Source organism: Micromonospora sp. NPDC023956 (assembly GCF_040639195.1).
In the GTDB taxonomy this organism is placed as follows: Bacteria; Actinomycetota; Actinomycetes; order Mycobacteriales; family Micromonosporaceae; genus Micromonospora.
The window spans coordinates 135047-151841 of record NZ_JBEZZN010000008.1 but is presented as its reverse complement, the minus strand read 5'-3'; the positions used below and the strand labels follow the sequence as shown (position 1 = coordinate 151841).

Below are 16795 nucleotides of genomic sequence, written 5' to 3'. Positions count from 1 at the left end.
AAGATGGCGTGTGGCAGCGCTCGGCCTCGCGGTCGGCCTGACCATCCCCGTCGGCGCCGTCGGGCACCCCGCCTCGGCCGCGCCGGACCAGGCCGCCGCCGCGCGGGCGGTCGCCGCCAAGGTGGACAAGAAGGTCACCAGCCGGCTCGCCAGCACCGGCAAGTCGTCCTTCTGGGTCTTCCTCGACAGCAGCGCCGACCTGACCAGCAGCGCGAGACTGCGCACCAAGGCGGAGAAGGGCGCCGCCGTGCTGCGGGCCAAGACCGCCCACGCCGAGCGCAGCCAGGCCGGACTCCGTAGCCTGCTGACCGAGCGGGGGGCCGAGTTCACGCCCTTCTGGCTGGTCAACACCATCAAGGTCACCGGCGACGCCAAGCTCCTCGAGGAACTGGCCACCCGGGGTGAGGTCCGCGAGATCGTCGCCGACGACCCGGTGAGCATCCCCGAGCCGCTCCCCGGCCAGACCGTCGCCACGGTGAACGGCGTCGAGTGGAACATCGACCGGATCAACGCTCCCCGGGTCTGGAACGAGCTGGGTGTCCGGGGCGAGGGCGTCGTCATCGGTGGCATCGACACCGGCGTCAACTACCTGCACCCCGCCCTCAACGCCAGCTACCGGGGCCGTCAGGCCGACGGCAGCTACGACCACGACTACAACTGGTACGACCCGTCCGGCGCGTGCAGCGCCGACGAGCCCTGCGACAACAACGACCACGGCAGTCACACCATGGGCAGCATGGTCGGCCTGGACGGCGAGAACGTCGTGGGCGTGGCCCCGAACGCGAAGTGGATCGCCGCCAAGGGCTGCGAGTCCGGCTCCTGTTCCCGGACCTCGCTGCTGGCCTCCGGGCAGTGGATGCTGGCCCCCACCGACATCAACGGTGCGAACCCCCGCCCGGACCTCGCGCCGGACGTCATCAACAACTCGTGGGGCAACACCACCTACGACCCGTGGTACGCCGAGACCGTCTCGGCGTGGGTGGCCGCCGGCATCTTCCCGGCGTTCTCCAACGGCAACAGCGGACCCGGCTGCAACACCTCGGGCAGCCCCGGCATGTACTCGATCAGCTACAGCTCCGGCGCGTTCGACGTGAACAACGCGATCGCCAGCTTCTCCAGCCGGGGCACCGGTGAGAACGGCGAGATCAAGCCGAACATCGCCGCCCCGGGGTCGAACGTCCGCTCATCCACCCGCACCGGCTACGGCTCGTTCAGCGGCACCTCGATGGCCTCGCCGCACACCGCCGCCACGGTGGCGCTGATGTGGTCGGCCTCCCCCGCCATCCACGGCGACGTCGCGGCCACCCGGGCCATCCTGGACCAGACCGCCATCGACGTGAACGCCCTCACCTGCGGCGGCACCGTCGAGAAGAACAACGTCTTCGGTGAGGGCCGGCTCGACGCGTACGCGGCGGTCGACGCCACCCCGCGCGGCGCGCTCGGTACCGTGGACGGCCACGTCACCTCCGGCGGAGCGCCGCTCGCCGGGGCCACCGTTGCCGTGACCGGCCCGATGACCCGCACCGGCACCACCGCCGCCGACGGCTCGTACGGCTTCGACCGGCTGATGGTCGGCGACTACACCGTCACGGTCAGCAAGTTCGGCTACGTCACCGCCACCGGCCAGCTGACGGTCACCGAGAACCAGACGGTCACCAAGGACCTGGTCGTCGAGCAGGCGCCCTCCGCCACGCTCAGCGGCACGGTGAGCACCTCCGCCGGACCGGCCGCCGGCGCGACCGTCTCCGTGCTGGACACCCCGCTCACCGCCACCGCCGACGCCCAGGGCAACTACTCGGTCACCGTGCCGCAGGGCAGCTACGAGGTGCGCTTCACGCACGCGTACCGGTGCGCGGACGCGGTCACCCGGCCGGCGACGGTCAGCGGCGACACGGACCTGGACGTCACCCTGCCCGACCGGGTGGACGCCTTCGGGTACGCCTGCGGCGCGGCCGGTGGCTCGTTCGTCCCCGGCACCAACCTGCTGGACATCACCGGCGACGACAAGACCGTGGCCGTCGCCCTGCCGTTCCGGGTGCCGCTGTACGGCAAGTCGTACAAGGACGCCTGGGTCAGCACCAACGGTGTGCTGGGCTTCGGCGCCGCCACCACCAACCGGCTCAACACCACGATCCCGACCGCAGCCACCCCGAACCTCGGCCTCTTCCCGTTCTGGGACGACCTCTACGTCGAGGCCGACTCGGGGATCTACACCACGGTCGGCGGCAGCGCCCCGCGCCGGACCTTCACGGTGGAGTGGCGCAACGTGGCGATCTACGCCAACCGCGCCCAGCGGGTGACGTTCAGCGCCACGATCGGCGAGGACGGCTCGGTCGTCTACCGGTACCAGGACGTCGACGGCACCGGCGACGAGACCGGCACCGGGGCGACCATCGGCCTGGAGAACGAGAACGGCACCGCCGGCTTCCTGTACTCGTTCAACACCGGGGCGGTCGCCGACGGCACCGCCATCGCGTTCCGCACCACCCGCACCGGCGTCCTCTCCGGCGTGCTGACCGACGCCAACGACGGGCTGCCGCTGGCCGGGGCGACGGTCACCGCCACGGTCGGCGACGCCACGGTCAGCGACACCTCGGACGCCAGCGGCCGGTACCTGATCCAGGCCCCCGCCGGCGCGGTCCGGTTGAGCCTTGCCGCGCCGAACTACGAGACCGCCACCGCCACGACCACCCTGGCCGCCGGCGCGCTGGAGACCCGGTCGGCGGCGCTGCGCACCGCCCGGATCGGCGCCAACACCGGCAGCCTCACGGTGACCGCTCCGGCCGGGCAGACCCGCGGCCGGTCGATCGCCCTGAGCAACACCGGGGCGCTCGGCACCGACGTCACCGTCACCGAACTGGACGCCGACGGCTTCCCGGCGGATCTCGGCTGGCTGGAGCTGTCCGGCACCACCGCCACGGTGGCGGCCGGCGGCCGGCACACGGTCGGCGTGACGATCCGCACCACCGGGCTGGCCCCCGGCAGCCACCACCAGGCGAAGGTGAAGATCAGCTCGACCAGCGGCCGGAAGCCGGTGATCGTGCTGCCGGTGACGCTGGTCGTGCCGAGCTACGCGTTGGCCATCGACGCCGGCGGCACCGCCGGTCGGACCGACGTCGAGGGGCAGACCTGGTCGCCGGACCAGGCGTACTCCGCCGGCAAGGCCGGCTACCTCGGCACCTCGAGCCGCCGGTCCACCACCACGACGATCACCGGAACGAACGACCCGGCCCGCTTCGCCACCCAGCGCGAGGGGATGTACGAGTACCGGGTCGACGGGCTCGCCGACGGCTGGTACACCGTCGAGCTCGACTTCGCCGAGGTCAAGCAGCAGCGGCCGGACCGGCGCGTCTTCGACGTGCTGCTGGAGGGCCAGGAGGTGCTGTCGTCGCTCGACGTGGCCGGTGAGGTCGGCAGCTACGCCGCGCTGAACCGCACGTACACCGTCCAGGTGACCGACGGGCAGCTCAACGTCCGGTTCGTCACGCACGCCGGCTACGGCCAGCCGATCGTCAACGCCCTCCGGGTGACCAACCGCCCGGACCTCGGCGTCTGACCGAGCGCACCGCGTGGGGCCCGGCCGTTCCCGGCCGGGCCCCACGTCGTCGTACGCGGACCAGGCTGTCAGCCCTGCTGGCCGCCGCCCTTGCCGAACTTGTTGAAATCGATCTTCGGCAGCTTGAAGCCCGGCGGGAGTCCCTGCCCGGCGGCCAGGTCGTTCGGGTTCATCCCCGGCGGGAGCTGCGGCATGCCGCCCGGGAAGCCGCCCGGCACACCGGCCCCGGCTCCCGCTCCGGTACGCGGCCGACCGCCGCCCTTGGTGCCCTTGCGCTTGTTCTTCGGGCTCTTGGTGGCCTTGCGCCGGCCCCCGCCGGGCAGCCCCATCATGCCGCCCATCTGCTTCATCATCTTCTGCGCGTCGGTGAAGCGGTTGAGCAGCTGGTTGACGTCCATGACGGTGACCCCGGAACCGTTGGCGATCCGGGCCCGCCGGGAGCCGTTGATGATCTTCGGGTTGGTGCGCTCGGCCGGGGTCATCGACCGGATGATCGCGGTGACCCGGTCGAAGTGCTTGTCGTCCAGCTCGGCGAGCTGGTCCTTCATCTGCCCCATGCCGGGCATCATGGCCAGCACGTTGGCGATCGGGCCCATCCGGCGCACCGCGATGAGCTGGTCGAGGAAGTCCTCCAGGGTGAACTGCTCGCCGCCCATCAGCTTGGCGGTCATCTTCTCCTTCTGATCGGCGTCGAAGGCCTGCTCGGCCTGCTCGATCAGAGTGAGGACGTCGCCCATGCCGAGGATCCGGCTGGCCATCCGGTCGGGGTGGAAGACGTCGAAGTCCTCCAACTTCTCGCCGGTGGAGGCGAAGAGGATCGGCTGCCCGGTGACCTGCCGGACCGACAGCGCGGCACCACCCCGGGCGTCGCCGTCGAGCTTCGACAGCACCACACCGGTGATGCCGACGCCGTCCCGGAACGCCTCGGCGGTGCGGACGGCGTCCTGACCGACCATCGCGTCGATGACGAAGATGACCTCGTCGGGGTCGACGGCGTCGCGGATGTCGGCGGCCTGCTGCATCATCTCGGCGTCGATGCCGAGCCGGCCGGCGGTGTCGACGATGACGACGTCCCGGGCGGCCCGCCGGGCGTGCTCGATCGAGGCCCGCGCCACCTGCACCGGGTCACCGGTGCCGTTGCCGGGCTCCGGGGCGTACACCTCGACGCCGGCCCGGCCGCCGAGCACCTGGAGCTGCCCCACGGCGTTGGGACGCTGGAGGTCGGCGGCGACCAGCAGCGGCTGGTGCCCCTGGGCCTTGAGCCACCGGGCCAGCTTGCCGGCGAGGGTGGTCTTGCCGGAACCCTGGAGGCCGGCCAGCATGATCACCGTCGGCGGCTGCTTGGCGAACTGGAGCCGCCGCCCCTCGCCACCGAGGACGGTGACCAGCTCCTCGTTGACGATCTTGACGATCTGCTGGGCCGGGTTGAGCGCCTGGGAGACCTCGACGCCGCGCGCCCGCTCCTTGACGTTCGCGATGAAGCCCTTGACCACCGGCAGCGCGACGTCCGCCTCCAGCAGCGCCAGCCGGATCTCGCGCGCGGTGGCGTCGATGTCGGCGTCGGTGAGCCGACCCTTGCCGCGGAGCTTGGTGAAGATCCCGGAGAGGCGGTCACTCAAGGTGTCAAACACGCGAACATCCCGTTTGTCGGTGTTACGGCGGGCACAACGCGACCGGGGAACAAGAGCCGGCCACCGTTCAGGGTAGCCCGCCGCCCGTACCCCCCGCTCCCGGCCGGGCCGGGGCAGCCCGCGCCGGGGTGGTCGCAGGGGCCTCCTTCCTCGTCGGAACGCGGTGACCGGGGCCCTGCCACCGCCCGTCCCCCGCGTCCAGCACCGGGCGGCGGTTCAGACGGCGGCGAGCACGGTGGTTTCGAGGCGGGCGCGGGTCTCGTCGTCCGGGCCGCTGCCGACCAGGTAGAACGCGTCCACCACGTCCCCGCCGAGGGTGGAGATCCGGGCCGCCCGCACCTCGACGCCGGCCGCGTCCAGCGCACTGGTCACCCGGTGGAGCAGTCCGGCCGCGTCGGCCGCCCGCAACTCCAGCACCACGGCGTCGGTGGCGGCGTCCCGGTGCCAGACCACCCGGGGGGCGGCACCGTCGGTCCGGGCGGCCAGGGCCCGGCCCCGCAGCCGCTGGATGACCGAGACGTCGCCGGCCAGGGCGCGGCGCAGGTCGGCGGCGAGCGCGACCGGGTCCGGCGGCAAGCCGTAGCGGGGCTGGACCCGGCAGGTCACCAGGGCCCGCCCGTCGACCGTGGCGGCGTCGGCGGCGACCACCTCCAGCCGGTGCAGCGCCAGGCAGCCGGCCACCGTGGCGAGCAGGCCGCGCCGGTCCGCCGCGGCCACCGCCACCGTGTCGGGGGTCAGGTGGACGACCGGCAGCGGCTCCGCCAGCAGCGCCGGGTCCGGCTCGGGTGGCGCGGGCAGGGCACCGGTGTCCAGGGCGGTGCGGACCCGGCCGACGAGGTCGGCGACGAGTCGGCCTTTCCAGTCCGACCAGGCGGCCGGCCCGGTGGCCGCCGCGTCCGCCCGGACCAGGGCATGCAGGAGGTCGAGGGTGGCCAGGTCGCCGACCGCCTCGGCGACCCGGGTGATGGTCACCGGGTCGTCCAGGTCCCGCCGGGTGGCCACGTCGGGCAGGAGCAGGTGCAGCCGGACCAGCGTGCCGATCAGCGCCACCTCGGCCGGGGGCAGCCCGACCCGGGTCGCCACCGCCTCGGCCAGTGGCGCGCCGAGCACGCTGTGGTCGGCGACGGCGGGGTGCCCACCGGCGGTGCCGTCGCCGGGCAGCCCCTTGCCGATGTCGTGCAGGAAGGCGCCGAGCACCAGCAGGTCGGGGCGCTCCACCTCGCGGGCGAACCGGCTCGCCTCGGCGGCGGCCTGCACCAGGTGCCGGTCGACGGTGTACCGGTGCACCGGGTTGTGCTGCGGCAGGCTGCGCAGCCGGGGCCATTCGGGTAGCCAGGCGTCGACCAGTCCGTACCGGTCGCAGGTCTCCCAGGCGGCGACCAGGCCCGGACCGGCCCCGAGCAGGGTGACCAGCGCGGCGCGGGCCTCCGCCGGCCAGGGCGAGGGCAGCGGCGGACAGTACGCCGCGAGCCACTCGCAGGTGGCGCGGGCGATGGGCAGCCGGGTGGTCGCCGCCGCGGCGGCGACCCGGAGGGAGAGGGCCGGATCGGGGCGGGCCCCGATGGCGGTACGGGCGAGCACCAGCTCCCCGTCGTGTTCGACCACGTCCCGGGCGACCGGTCGGCGCACCAGCCGGCCGTCGGCGCCCCGTCGCCGCCGGGCGCGTAGCCGGTCGGCGGCCCGCCAGGCGTCGTCGAGCGCGTGGCTGACCGTGCGGGCGTCCCCGGCGACCCGACGCAGCAGGGCGTCCCCGTCGCCGACGACGTTCCCCGGCTCCGGCACGGTGGCCGACGGTCGCCGGGCGCCCGGCTCCGACCCGCCACCGGGCGGGAGCTGCGGAGCGGCGTCGGGCGGGAGCTGCGGGCCGCCGGTTCCCGGTGGCGCGGCGGAGCCGCCGGCCGAGGGCTGGCGCAGGCCGAGCAGGGCGGCGACCCCCGCGCGTTCCTGCGCGAGCAGCCGGTCGACCCGCCGGCCGACCTGCTGGTGCAGCGCGTCGCGGGTGTCCAGCAGACGCAGGTGGGCGGCCCGGACCGCCGGGCGCAACGCGTCGGTGAGCCCGGCGGTCGCGATGGCCCGCAGGATCCCCACGTCGCGCAGCCCGCCGGCCGCCTCCTTGAGGTCCCCCTCCAGCAGGAAGGCCAGCTCGCCGTGGGTCCGCCAACGACTCTCGGTGGTCTCCCGCAGCGCGGGGAGCTGGCGGACGGCGGTGCGCCGCCACTGGTCGGCGGCGGTGCGCACCAGTTCCTCGGCGACGGCCCGGTCCCCGGCGACGTACCGGGCGTCGAGCAGGCCGAGGGAGACCTTGACGTCGTCCAGGGCCACCGAGAGCGCCTCGCCGACGGTGCGTACCGAGTGGTCCAGTTGGAGCCGGGCGTCCCAGATCGGGTACCAGACGGAGGCGGCCAGGTCGTCGATGCCGGGCACACCGGTGTGCACGAGCACCAGATCCAGGTCGCCGTGGGGCGCGCACTGCCGGCGGCCGAGGCCGCCGACGGCGACCAGCGCCACGCCCGCCCGTTCGGGCAGCAGGGTACGCAGCCACCGGTCGTGGCGCTCGGCCCGGTCCTGCCGGGCGGTCGCGCCGATGCCGGTGACCCCGCCGGCCGCCTGAACCGGGCCGCCACAGGTGGCGGTCGGGTCCGGGGCGGTCGACGGGGTCATCGTGGGTCGGCGATCAGAGGGCGTCGAGGCCGCGCTCGCCGGTACGGACCCGGACGACCTCCTCGACGGCGGTCACCCAGACCTTGCCGTCGCCGATCTTGCCGGTCCGGGCGGCGCCGACGATGGCGTCCACGACCTTGTCGACGTCGATCTCGTCGGTGAGTACCTCGACCCGGATCTTGGGCAGGAACTCCACCGTGTACTCGGCACCCCGGTAGACCTCGGTGTGCCCCTTCTGCCGGCCGTAGCCCTGGACCTCGCTGACGGTCAGCCCGGCCACGCCGAGGGCGTGCAGGGCCTCCTTCACCGCGTCCAGCTGGTACGGCTTGATGACCGCGGTCACCAGCTTCATGTCCAACCCTTCCATCGCAGAGACGTTAGCCGGCGACCTTCTCGCTGACTCCGGTGGTGCGCTCGGGCTCGACCGTCGGCGGCGTCGTCGCCGTCGGGGTGCCGATCCCGGCCATCGCGAACGCGCCACCGGCGCTGCCACCCGAGGGCGAGAGGTCGTAGCCGCTCTCGGCGTGCTCGGTGATGTCGATGCCGTTGACCTCGTCCTCGGCCGAGACCCGGAAGCCGATGGTCTTCTGGATCACGAAGCCGAGTGCGAAGGCGACCGCGAAGGAGTAGACCGTGACGATCAGGGCACTGAGGGCCTGTACGCCGAGCTGGGTGACCCCGCCGCCGTAGAAGAGGCCCTCGTCGGCGACGAGCGAGCTGACCGAGCTGGTGCCGAAGAGGCCGATCCAGAGGCAGCCGATCCAGCCGCCGACGAAGTGCACGCCGACCACGTCGAGGGAGTCGTCGTAGCCGAGCCGGTACTTCAGGCCGACGGCGAGGGCGCAGACCGCACCGGCGACGACGCCGAGCAGGACCGCCGCCCACGGGGCGACGAAGGCGCAGGCCGGGGTGATGGCGACCAGGCCGGCGATGGCGCCGGAGGAGGCGCCGACCAGGGTGGGCCGACCGTCGCGGATCTTCTCCACCACCAGCCAGCCGAGGACGGCGGCGGCGGTGCAGACCTGGGTGTTGAGGAAGGCGATCGCGGTGGTCGCGTCGGCGGTCAGCTCGGAACCGGCGTTGAAGCCGAACCAGCCGAACCAGAGCAGACCGGTGCCGAGCGCCACCATCGGGACGTTGTGCGGCTTCATGGCCTCCTTGGGCCAGCCGAGCCGCCGGCCGAGCACCAGCACCAGGGCGAGCGCGGCGGCACCGGCGTTGATGTGCACCGCCGTGCCACCGGCGAAGTCCAGCGCGCCGAGCTTGGCCCCGATGAAGCCGCCGCCCCAGACCCAGTGCGCGACCGGGAAGTAGACCAGGGTGGCCCAGCCGAAGGCGAAGAGCAGCCAGCCGGAGAACTTGGCCCGGTCGGAGATGGCCCCGCTGATCAGGGCGACCGTGATGATGGCGAACATCATCTGGAAGGCCATGAAGACGTAGAGCGGGATGCCGGTCTCGCCCCAGAGGTCGGTCTCGGCCATGAACGTCTTGGTGCCGAGGTACTGACCGACGTCACCGATGACGCCGCCCTGGTCGGTACCGAAGGCCATGCTGAAGCCGTAGAAAAGCCAGAGGACACTGACGAGTCCCATGGCCGAGAAGCTCATCATGATCATGTTGAGCACGCCCTTGGACCGGTTCAGACCGCCGTAGAACAGCGCCAGACCCGGCGTCATGAGCAGCACGATCGCACTCGATATCAGCAACCACGCGGTGTTGCCGGTATCGATCGTCGGTGCTTCAGGCACGCTGGCCTCCTAAAGGTGAGGTTCCCTCCTTCACGGCTTCCGGGGCAGCGTCGCCCGTACGCCGGATGCGCGAAAGACTCCGCCCCGGCTGTTTCACCTTTGGTCCCAGCCCGGTTTCCGGTCCGTCACGGGTTGTTTCGGACGTGTGAAGAAGCCCGCGCCCAGGCGTGTCCGGTGGACCAGCGCGAGCCGGGGCGACGGCGGGGTCCGCCGCAGGCCGCGCTCTAGACTGCATAGATGGGAATGAGGTCGTGGGTGCGGCGTCGGCGGGTGCTGCGGGCGTTCAGGCCCTGGACGCGGCCGAGGTCGATGGCCGGCGACAAGGCTGAACGGGGCATCGAACTGCTGACCCGCACCCTCGGCCCCTGGCACCCCGGCACCGTGGAGGCCCGGAGGAAGCTGCGGTTCTGGCTACAGGAGGAGGGCGACCGGGCCGCCGCGATCCGCCTCGCCCGGACGGAGGTCGCCGACCGGACGGCGGCACTCGGCGCGGACCACCCCGACACCCTGGCCGCCCGCTGGGAAATGATCTCCCTCGCCTCGAAGACTCTCGACTGGCCCATGGTGATCGCCGAGACACGGCGTCTCGCCGATGACCGGGCCCGGGTGCTCGGCCCGTTCCATCGCGACACGCTCAGCACGCGGCACTTCGTCGGCTACTACCTGAGGGACAGCGGGGCGACCGCCGAGGCGGTGCAGGTGTTCACCGATGTCCTCGCCGACCTGGAGGCTCTGGAGCGTCCCCCGGAGAAGGAACTGCGGGGAGCCTGGGTGGGCCTGGCCTACGCGCTGGAGCGGCACGGCGACGTCGAACGGGCCCTCCGCTACGTGGAGAAGGAACTCGCCGCCGAGCGGGTCACCGTCTACCCCGAGGACGAGAACATCGGACAGCACCACCTGACGATGCTGCTCGAATGGCGCGACCGGCTCCGCGGCAAGCGGGCCGCGCGCTAGCGTCCGGAGTCCTCGATCCGTTCCCCGGTCGCCGCCGCCGCCGACCGGCTTCGCCGTGCCGTTGCGCGCCTGACACCGGACCGACAGGAAACCGCCGACTCAGGACACTAGCGCAGCGCCCACTCCAGGGCGTGCCGTTCGTAGTCGAGCAGCCGCAGGTCGCGCATCGGGCGACGGAGGTGACCCTTGTGCACGATCCGGACGAACGCCGGGTCCCCGGCGGCGGCCATCCGGCGGATGCCCTCGACGTGGTCGACGATCCGCTTGCGGACGGTGCGGATCAGCCGGTGCCGGTCCCGGGGGATCAGCCCGTAAGCGTCGGCGAAGAGGCGCAGCCGGCGCGGCCGGTCCGGGCGCTTCCAGCCGAGGGTGTAGGAGTCCCGGTCGGAGAAGATCGGCACCCAGGTCCAGGCCGCGTACGCGACGTCGTAGATCCGCGCACCGGGCGAGGCGAGGTCGAAGTCGATCAGCCCGAGGGTGCCGTCCGGCCGCCAGATCACGTTGTGCGGGGCGGCGTCGTGGTGGCAGATGACCTCGGTGTCCGGCGGGGGCGGGCCGAACGAGCGCCACACCGCGCCGGGCGGCGGGACGAAGCCGTACTGGGCGTCGTGGAACATCCGCAGCATGGTCGCCACGGTCACCAACGCCTCGTCGGTGACCCAGTGCGGGGCGAGCGGGTACTCCCCGCACTCCCCCTCCAGGTACGACAGGACCTCCCGGTTGCGCTCGTCCATCCCGTACGCCCGGGGTGCGCCGGTGAAGCCGACGTACTCCAGGTGGCGCAGGAGGGCGTGCACCGCCGGGGTCCACGGTCCGGCGTTGCGCCGGACGGTGTCGCCCACCCGGACGACGGTGCTGACGTTCCCGCCGTGCAGCGGGATCTCCTGTGCGGTCACGTACGGTCTCCCGAGGCCCGGTGCCGGCTGGTGGTGCTCACGCCCTCCGGTGGAGGGGTGTTCGTCGGTGGCCACCGAGGTTACGCGTCCCGGGCGAGCGGCTCGGTGCCGAGCAGCGCGTCGACGAACTGGGTCGGCTCGAAGGGGGCCAGGTCGTCCTTGCCCTCCCCCAGGCCCACCAGCTTGACCGGAATGCCGAGCTTGCGCTGGACGGCGATGACGATGCCCCCCTTGGCGGTGCCGTCCAGCTTGGTCAGCACCACGCCGGTGACGTTGACCACCTCGGTGAAGACCCGGGCCTGCTCCAGGCCGTTCTGGCCGGTGGTGGCGTCCAGGATGAGCAGCGTCTCGTCGATCGGGCCGTGCTTCTCCACCACCCGCTTGACCTTGCCCAGCTCGTCCATCAGACCGATCTTGTTCTGGAGCCGGCCGGCGGTGTCGATCAGGACGGTGTCCACCCCGGTGGCGATGCCCCGCTTCACCGCGTCGAAGGCGACACTGGCCGGGTCGGCCGCCTCCGGCCCGCGCACGGTCTCCGCGCCGACCCGGCCGCCCCAGGTCTCCAGCTGGTCGGCGGCGGCGGCCCGGAACGTGTCGGCCGCCCCGAGGAGCACGCTGCGGCCGTCCGCGACCAGTACCCGCGCGATCTTGCCGCAGGTGGTCGTCTTGCCCGCGCCGTTGACCCCGACCACCAGCAGCACCGCGGGCGTGCCCTCCTTCGGCGCGGTGCGCAGCGTCCGGTCCAGCGTCGGGTCGAGCGCGTTGACCAGCTCGGCGGCGAGCAGGGCGCGCAGTTCGGTGACGGAGCGCGTGCCGAGCACCCGGGTCCGCTCGCGGAGCCGGTCGACGATCTCGCGGGTGGCGTCGATCCCCACGTCGGCGGTGATCAGGCTGTCCTCGAGCTCCTCCCAGGCGTCCTCGTCGAGGTGGTCCCGGCTGAGCAGGCCGAGCAGACCCTTGCCGAAGACGTTCTGCGAGCGGGACAGGCGGGAGCGCAGCCGGACCAGCCGCCCGGCGGTCGGCTCGGGCACGTCCAGCGGCGGGACCTCGATCACCGGCGGGACCTCGACCACGGGGGGCTCGACCACGATCCCGGTGGTGGGTTCGGCGGGTGCCTCGACCGGTGGGACGACGGGCCGCTCCTCGACCCGGGTGGGTGCCTGCGTCTGCGGCAGCCGGGGCTCCGGCCGCCGCCGCAGCTTCGGCACGACCAGCCCCACGACCGACAGGAGCAGCACACCGAGCAGGACGAGTGCGACTACGAGGTATTCCGCCATGCCCGAAATCCTGTCAGATGGCGTCGCCGTCGGCTCAGCCACCGCGCCCGACATCCGGGAGAGCTGCGGCGACGTCCGACGTGAGGCGTGGGTGTCCGGGCCGGCGACAAGGTAGAAATGGTGAGCCCATTTCGTTCCGGAGGTCTTCATGCCCAGTCCCCGCCTGCTCATCGGCCCGTTGCTGCGACGGGTCGTCGGCACGCAGGCCACCGTCTGGGTGGAGACCAGCGCCCCCGCCGTGGTCCGGGTCCGCACCGCCGACGGGGCCGAGGGCAGCGCGTCCACCTTCAGCGCGTACGACCACCACTACGCGCTGGTCGTCGTGGCGGGGCTCACCCCGGACAGCACGTCGACGTACGAGGTGCTGGTCGACGACGAGGTGGCCTGGCCGGAGCCGCGCAGCCCGTTCCCGCCGAGCGTGATCCGCACCCGGGCCGCCGACGACCGGGACCAGCCGGTCCGTCTGGTCTTCGGCTCGTGCCGGGAGACCACCCAGCACGCCACCACGCGCAAGCTGCCCCCGGACGCGCTGGACGCGTACGCCCGGCGGCTGATGGCCGACGGCGGCGAGCCCGAGCGACCCGACCTGCTGGTCCTCCTCGGCGACCAGGTCTACGCCGACGTGACCTCGCCCACGGTGCGGCGGCTGCTGCGGCGACGGCGCCGCCGGCCGGCGGGCGCGCCGACCGACCAGGTGGTCAGCTTCGACGAGTACACCAAGCTCTACCTGGAGTCGTGGCGCGACCCGGAGATCCGCTGGCTGCTCTCCACCGTGCCGAGCGTGATGATCTTCGACGACCACGAGATCATCGACGACTGGAACACCTCCGCCGCCTGGCGGGCCGACATGCGCGAACAGCCCTGGTGGGCCGAGCGGATCGGCAGCGGCCTCGCCTCGTACTGGGTCTACCAGCACCTGGGCAACCTCTCCCCGGACGAGATCGCCGCCGACCCGCTTTACACCGAGGTCACCGCCGCCAGGGACGCCACCGAGGTGCTGCGCGAGTTCGGCCGCCGGGTGGACACCGAGTCCGACCTGGCGCACGACACCGAGCGGTGGCGCGCGGTGCAGTACCAGTGGAGTTACGCGCTGGACGTCGGCCGGACCCGGCTGGTGATGCTGGACAACCGGTGCAGCCGGGTGCTGGACCCGGCCCACCGGGCGATGCTCCCGCCCGGCGAGTGGGCCTGGTTCGTCGACCAGGCGCACGGGGTCTACGACCACCTGGTGGTCGGCTCGTCGCTGCCGTGGCTGCTGCCCCCCGGCATCCACCACGTGGAGGCCTGGAACGAGCGGTTGGCCTCCTCCCGCCGGCCCTGGGTGGCGGCTGCCTCCGAGAAGCTGCGCCGGGCGTTGGACCTGGAGCACTGGGCCGCCTTCCAGCGTTCCTTCGACGCGCTCGGGGCGCTCTTCGCCCGGATCGGCAGCGGGTCGCCCGGCAGGCCCGGTGACCGGGTCGGGGCCGGGCCGGCGTACGCACCACCGGCCTCGATCAGCGTGCTCGGCGGGGACGTGCACCACTCGTACGTGGCGCGGGCGCGCTTCGGCACCGGCATGGTGACCCCGGTGCACCAGCTGACCTGCTCGCCGATCCACAACCAGGTGCCGGCCGGGATGCGTCCGCTGATGCGTCTCGGCTGGGCGGCGGCGCCGTCGGCGGCGGTCCGTGCGCTGGCCCGCTCGGCCGGGGTGCGCCGTCCGACGGTGCGCTGGCGCAAGCTCGGCGGCCCGTACTTCGGCAACGCGGTCGGCACGCTGCTGCACCGGGAACGGCACGCCGAGGTGACCATCGAGGGCACCACCAGCGACGGCCGGCTGCGGACGGTGGCGCACCGGCCACTGACCACCGGCGGCTGATCCGGGCACCGTAGTCTCGGTGCCGTGGACGATCAGCTGCCGGAGCCGCTGCGGACGGTGGAGCAGGAGTTGACCACCCTGCTGCGCCGGGGCCGGACGGTCTCCTGGGGGCTGGTCAAGGAGGTGCACCCGCACCTGGAACCGAACAGCTACGGCCTCCTGCTCTGGCTGCGCCGCAGCGGGTCGACCCGGTTGACCGACCTCTCCACCCGGCTCGGCGTCGGTAAGGGGACGCTCAGCCGGCAGATCCGGGGGCTGGAGGCGCTCGGGCTGGTCCGCCGGGAGCCGGATCCGGTGGACCGGCGGGCCGCCCAGCTCAGCCTGACCGAGGAGGGGCAGCGTCGCTTCGACGCGGCCCGCGGGACGCGCCTCGACGAGTTGGAGAGCGCCCTGGCGGACTGGCCGGTGGAGGACCTGGGGGAGTTCGCCCGGCTGCTGCGCCGGTTCAACGCGAGCTGGGTCCCGGACCGGGGCTGAGGCACGCCTCACACCGGGAACAGGAGCGCCGTCCGGACAAGTTGTTGCTTCAGGCAACCAAAGCTACGGTTGCTCCGAGCAACTTCTCGACACCGGAGGAAGTCACGATGACCCAGGCCGCCGCGCCACCTCGGACGCCCCCCGTCGAGATGACCCACCGCCAGGTGCTGGAGGCCCTCTCCGGCCTGCTGCTGGGCCTGTTCGTGGCGATCCTCTCGTCCACGGTCGTCTCGAACGCGCTGCCCCGGATCATCACCGAGCTGCGCGGCGGGCAGTCCGCGTACACCTGGGTGGTCACCTCGACGCTGCTCGCCACCACCGCGACCACCCCGCTCTGGGGCAAGCTCGCCGACCTGATGAGCAAGAAGGCGCTGGTCCAGGTCTCGCTGGTGATCTACGTCCTCGGCTCGGTACTGGCCGGGCTCTCCCAGTCCACCGGGCAGCTGATCGCCTGCCGGGTGGTGCAGGGCGTCGGAGCGGGCGGCCTCACCGCGCTGGCTCAGGTGATCATGGCCACGATGATCGCGCCCCGGGAGCGGGGCCGGTACAGCGGCTACCTCGGCGCGGTGATGGCGGTCGGCACCATCGGTGGCCCGCTCATCGGTGGCGTGATCGTCGACACCTCCTGGCTCGGCTGGCGCTGGTGCTTCTACGTCGGGGTGCCGTTCGCGATCGCCGCCCTCGTGGTGCTCCAGAAGACCCTGCGCCTGCCCGTGGTCCGCCGCAAGGCGAAGATCGACTGGTGGGGCGCGACCCTGATCACCGCCGCCGTCTCGCTGCTGCTGGTCTGGGTCTCCCTCGCCGGCGACCGGTACGCCTGGGCATCCTGGCAGACCGCCGCGATGGTGGGCGGGGCGCTGCTGCTCGGCGCGCTGGCGATCCGGGTCGAGACCCGGGTGGCCGAGCCGGTCATCCCACCGCGCCTGTTCCGCAACCGCACCATCACCCTGGCGACGGTGGCCAGCGTCGCGGTCGGTGTCGGCATGTTCGGCGCGTCGGTCTTCCTCGGCCAGTACTTCCAGATCAGCCGGGGCCAGAGCCCGACCATGTCCGGCCTGATGACCCTGCCGATGATCCTCGGTCTGCTGGTCTCCTCCACCCTGACCGGCCGGATCATCACCCGGACCGGCCGCTGGAAGCGGTACCTGGTCGCCGGTTCGGCGCTGCTCACCCTCGGCTTCGCGCTGATGGGCACGGTCCGCTACGACACGAACTTCTGGCTGCTCAGCGTCTACATGGCCGTGATCGGGGTCGGCGTGGGCATGACCATGCAGAACCTGGTGCTGGCGGTGCAGAACACCGTGGGCGCGCACGAACTGGGCGCGGCCAGCTCGGTGGTGGCCTTCTTCCGCAGCCTCGGCGGTGCGGTCGGCGTCTCCGCGCTCGGCGCGCTGCTCGGCCACCGGGTGCAGGGTTACCTCGCCGACGGCCTGGCCCGGCTCGGCATCCCGACCGGCGGCGCGGCCGGTGGCGGGACCCTGCCGGACGTGCACACCCTGCCCGGCCCGGTACGCACCGTGGTGGAGAGCGCCTACGGCCACGGCGCCGGGGACATCTTCCTGGTCGCCGCCCCGTTCGCCCTGATCGCGCTGATCGCGGTCTGCTTCATCCGGGAGGTGCCGCTGCGCCGGCACAACGAGCCGCTGGCCGACGAGGTCGAGCGGGAGTCGACGGTGGCCGCCGGGGCCGGTGCGTCGGTGGTCCGCGTCCCGGGTGAGCGGGACTGAGGGGTCGGGG

The 16795-nt window shown here is 72.9% G+C and carries 11 protein-coding genes; 5 read left to right on the top strand and 6 right to left on the bottom strand.

Annotation, left to right across the window (positions count from 1 at the left end):
- Positions 1–10 precede the first annotated feature (10 nt).
- Positions 11–3556, top strand: coding sequence for a S8 family serine peptidase (locus AB0F58_RS17565; protein WP_357143523.1), 3546 nt, complete (start codon positions 11–13; stop codon positions 3554–3556).
- 68 nt (positions 3557–3624) lie between these two features.
- Here AB0F58_RS17565 and ffh read toward each other — a convergent pair whose 3' ends face one another.
- The 4 genes from ffh to AB0F58_RS17545 all read right to left on the bottom strand — a co-directional run bounded on the left by ffh (position 3625) and on the right by AB0F58_RS17545 (position 9596).
- Positions 3625–5187: a signal recognition particle protein gene (gene ffh, locus AB0F58_RS17560; protein WP_357143521.1), complete on the bottom strand. Its 1563-nt coding sequence runs from the start codon at positions 5185–5187 to the stop codon at positions 3625–3627.
- A 216-nt stretch (positions 5188–5403) separates the two neighbouring features.
- Positions 5404–7773, bottom strand: coding sequence for a [protein-PII] uridylyltransferase (locus tag AB0F58_RS17555; RefSeq protein WP_357143797.1), 2370 nt, complete (start codon positions 7771–7773; stop codon positions 5404–5406).
- Between the two features lie 88 nt (positions 7774–7861).
- Entirely contained in the window at positions 7862–8200 is a 339-nt protein-coding gene (locus AB0F58_RS17550; protein WP_172900363.1) for a P-II family nitrogen regulator, read from the bottom strand.
- 25 nt (positions 8201–8225) lie between these two features.
- Positions 8226–9596, bottom strand: a complete 1371-nt coding sequence (locus AB0F58_RS17545; protein ID WP_357143519.1) for an ammonium transporter — start codon at positions 9594–9596, stop codon at positions 8226–8228.
- 237 nt (positions 9597–9833) lie between these two features.
- On the opposite strand from AB0F58_RS17545, the gene AB0F58_RS17540 reads away from it, so the two are divergent.
- Positions 9834–10550, top strand: coding sequence for a hypothetical protein (locus AB0F58_RS17540; protein ID WP_357143517.1), 717 nt, complete (start codon positions 9834–9836; stop codon positions 10548–10550).
- 107 nt (positions 10551–10657) lie between these two features.
- Here AB0F58_RS17540 and AB0F58_RS17535 read toward each other — a convergent pair whose 3' ends face one another.
- Both AB0F58_RS17535 and ftsY read right to left on the bottom strand, forming a co-directional pair.
- The gene (locus AB0F58_RS17535) at positions 10658–11446 is read right to left on the bottom strand and encodes an aminoglycoside phosphotransferase family protein (protein WP_357143515.1); all 789 of its coding nucleotides are present in this window, start codon (positions 11444–11446) and stop codon (positions 10658–10660) included.
- Positions 11447–11526: 80 nt separating this feature from the next.
- Positions 11527–12723, bottom strand: a complete 1197-nt coding sequence (ftsY, locus tag AB0F58_RS17530; protein WP_357143513.1) for a signal recognition particle-docking protein FtsY — start codon at positions 12721–12723, stop codon at positions 11527–11529.
- A 148-nt stretch (positions 12724–12871) separates the two neighbouring features.
- Here ftsY and AB0F58_RS17525 point away from each other — a divergent pair, with 148 nt between their 5' ends.
- From AB0F58_RS17525 to AB0F58_RS17515, 3 genes are all read left to right on the top strand, one after another.
- A complete protein-coding gene (locus tag AB0F58_RS17525; RefSeq protein ID WP_357143511.1) occupies positions 12872–14581 on the top strand; it encodes an alkaline phosphatase D family protein in 1710 nt (569 codons plus the stop codon).
- Positions 14582–14605: 24 nt separating this feature from the next.
- Positions 14606–15058: a MarR family transcriptional regulator gene (locus tag AB0F58_RS17520; protein WP_357143509.1), complete on the top strand. Its 453-nt coding sequence runs from the start codon at positions 14606–14608 to the stop codon at positions 15056–15058.
- Positions 15059–15165: 107 nt separating this feature from the next.
- On the top strand, positions 15166–16785 hold the full coding sequence (locus tag AB0F58_RS17515; protein WP_357143507.1) for an MDR family MFS transporter: 1620 nt from the start codon (positions 15166–15168) through the stop codon (positions 16783–16785).
- The last annotated feature ends 10 nt before the right edge of the window (positions 16786–16795 follow it).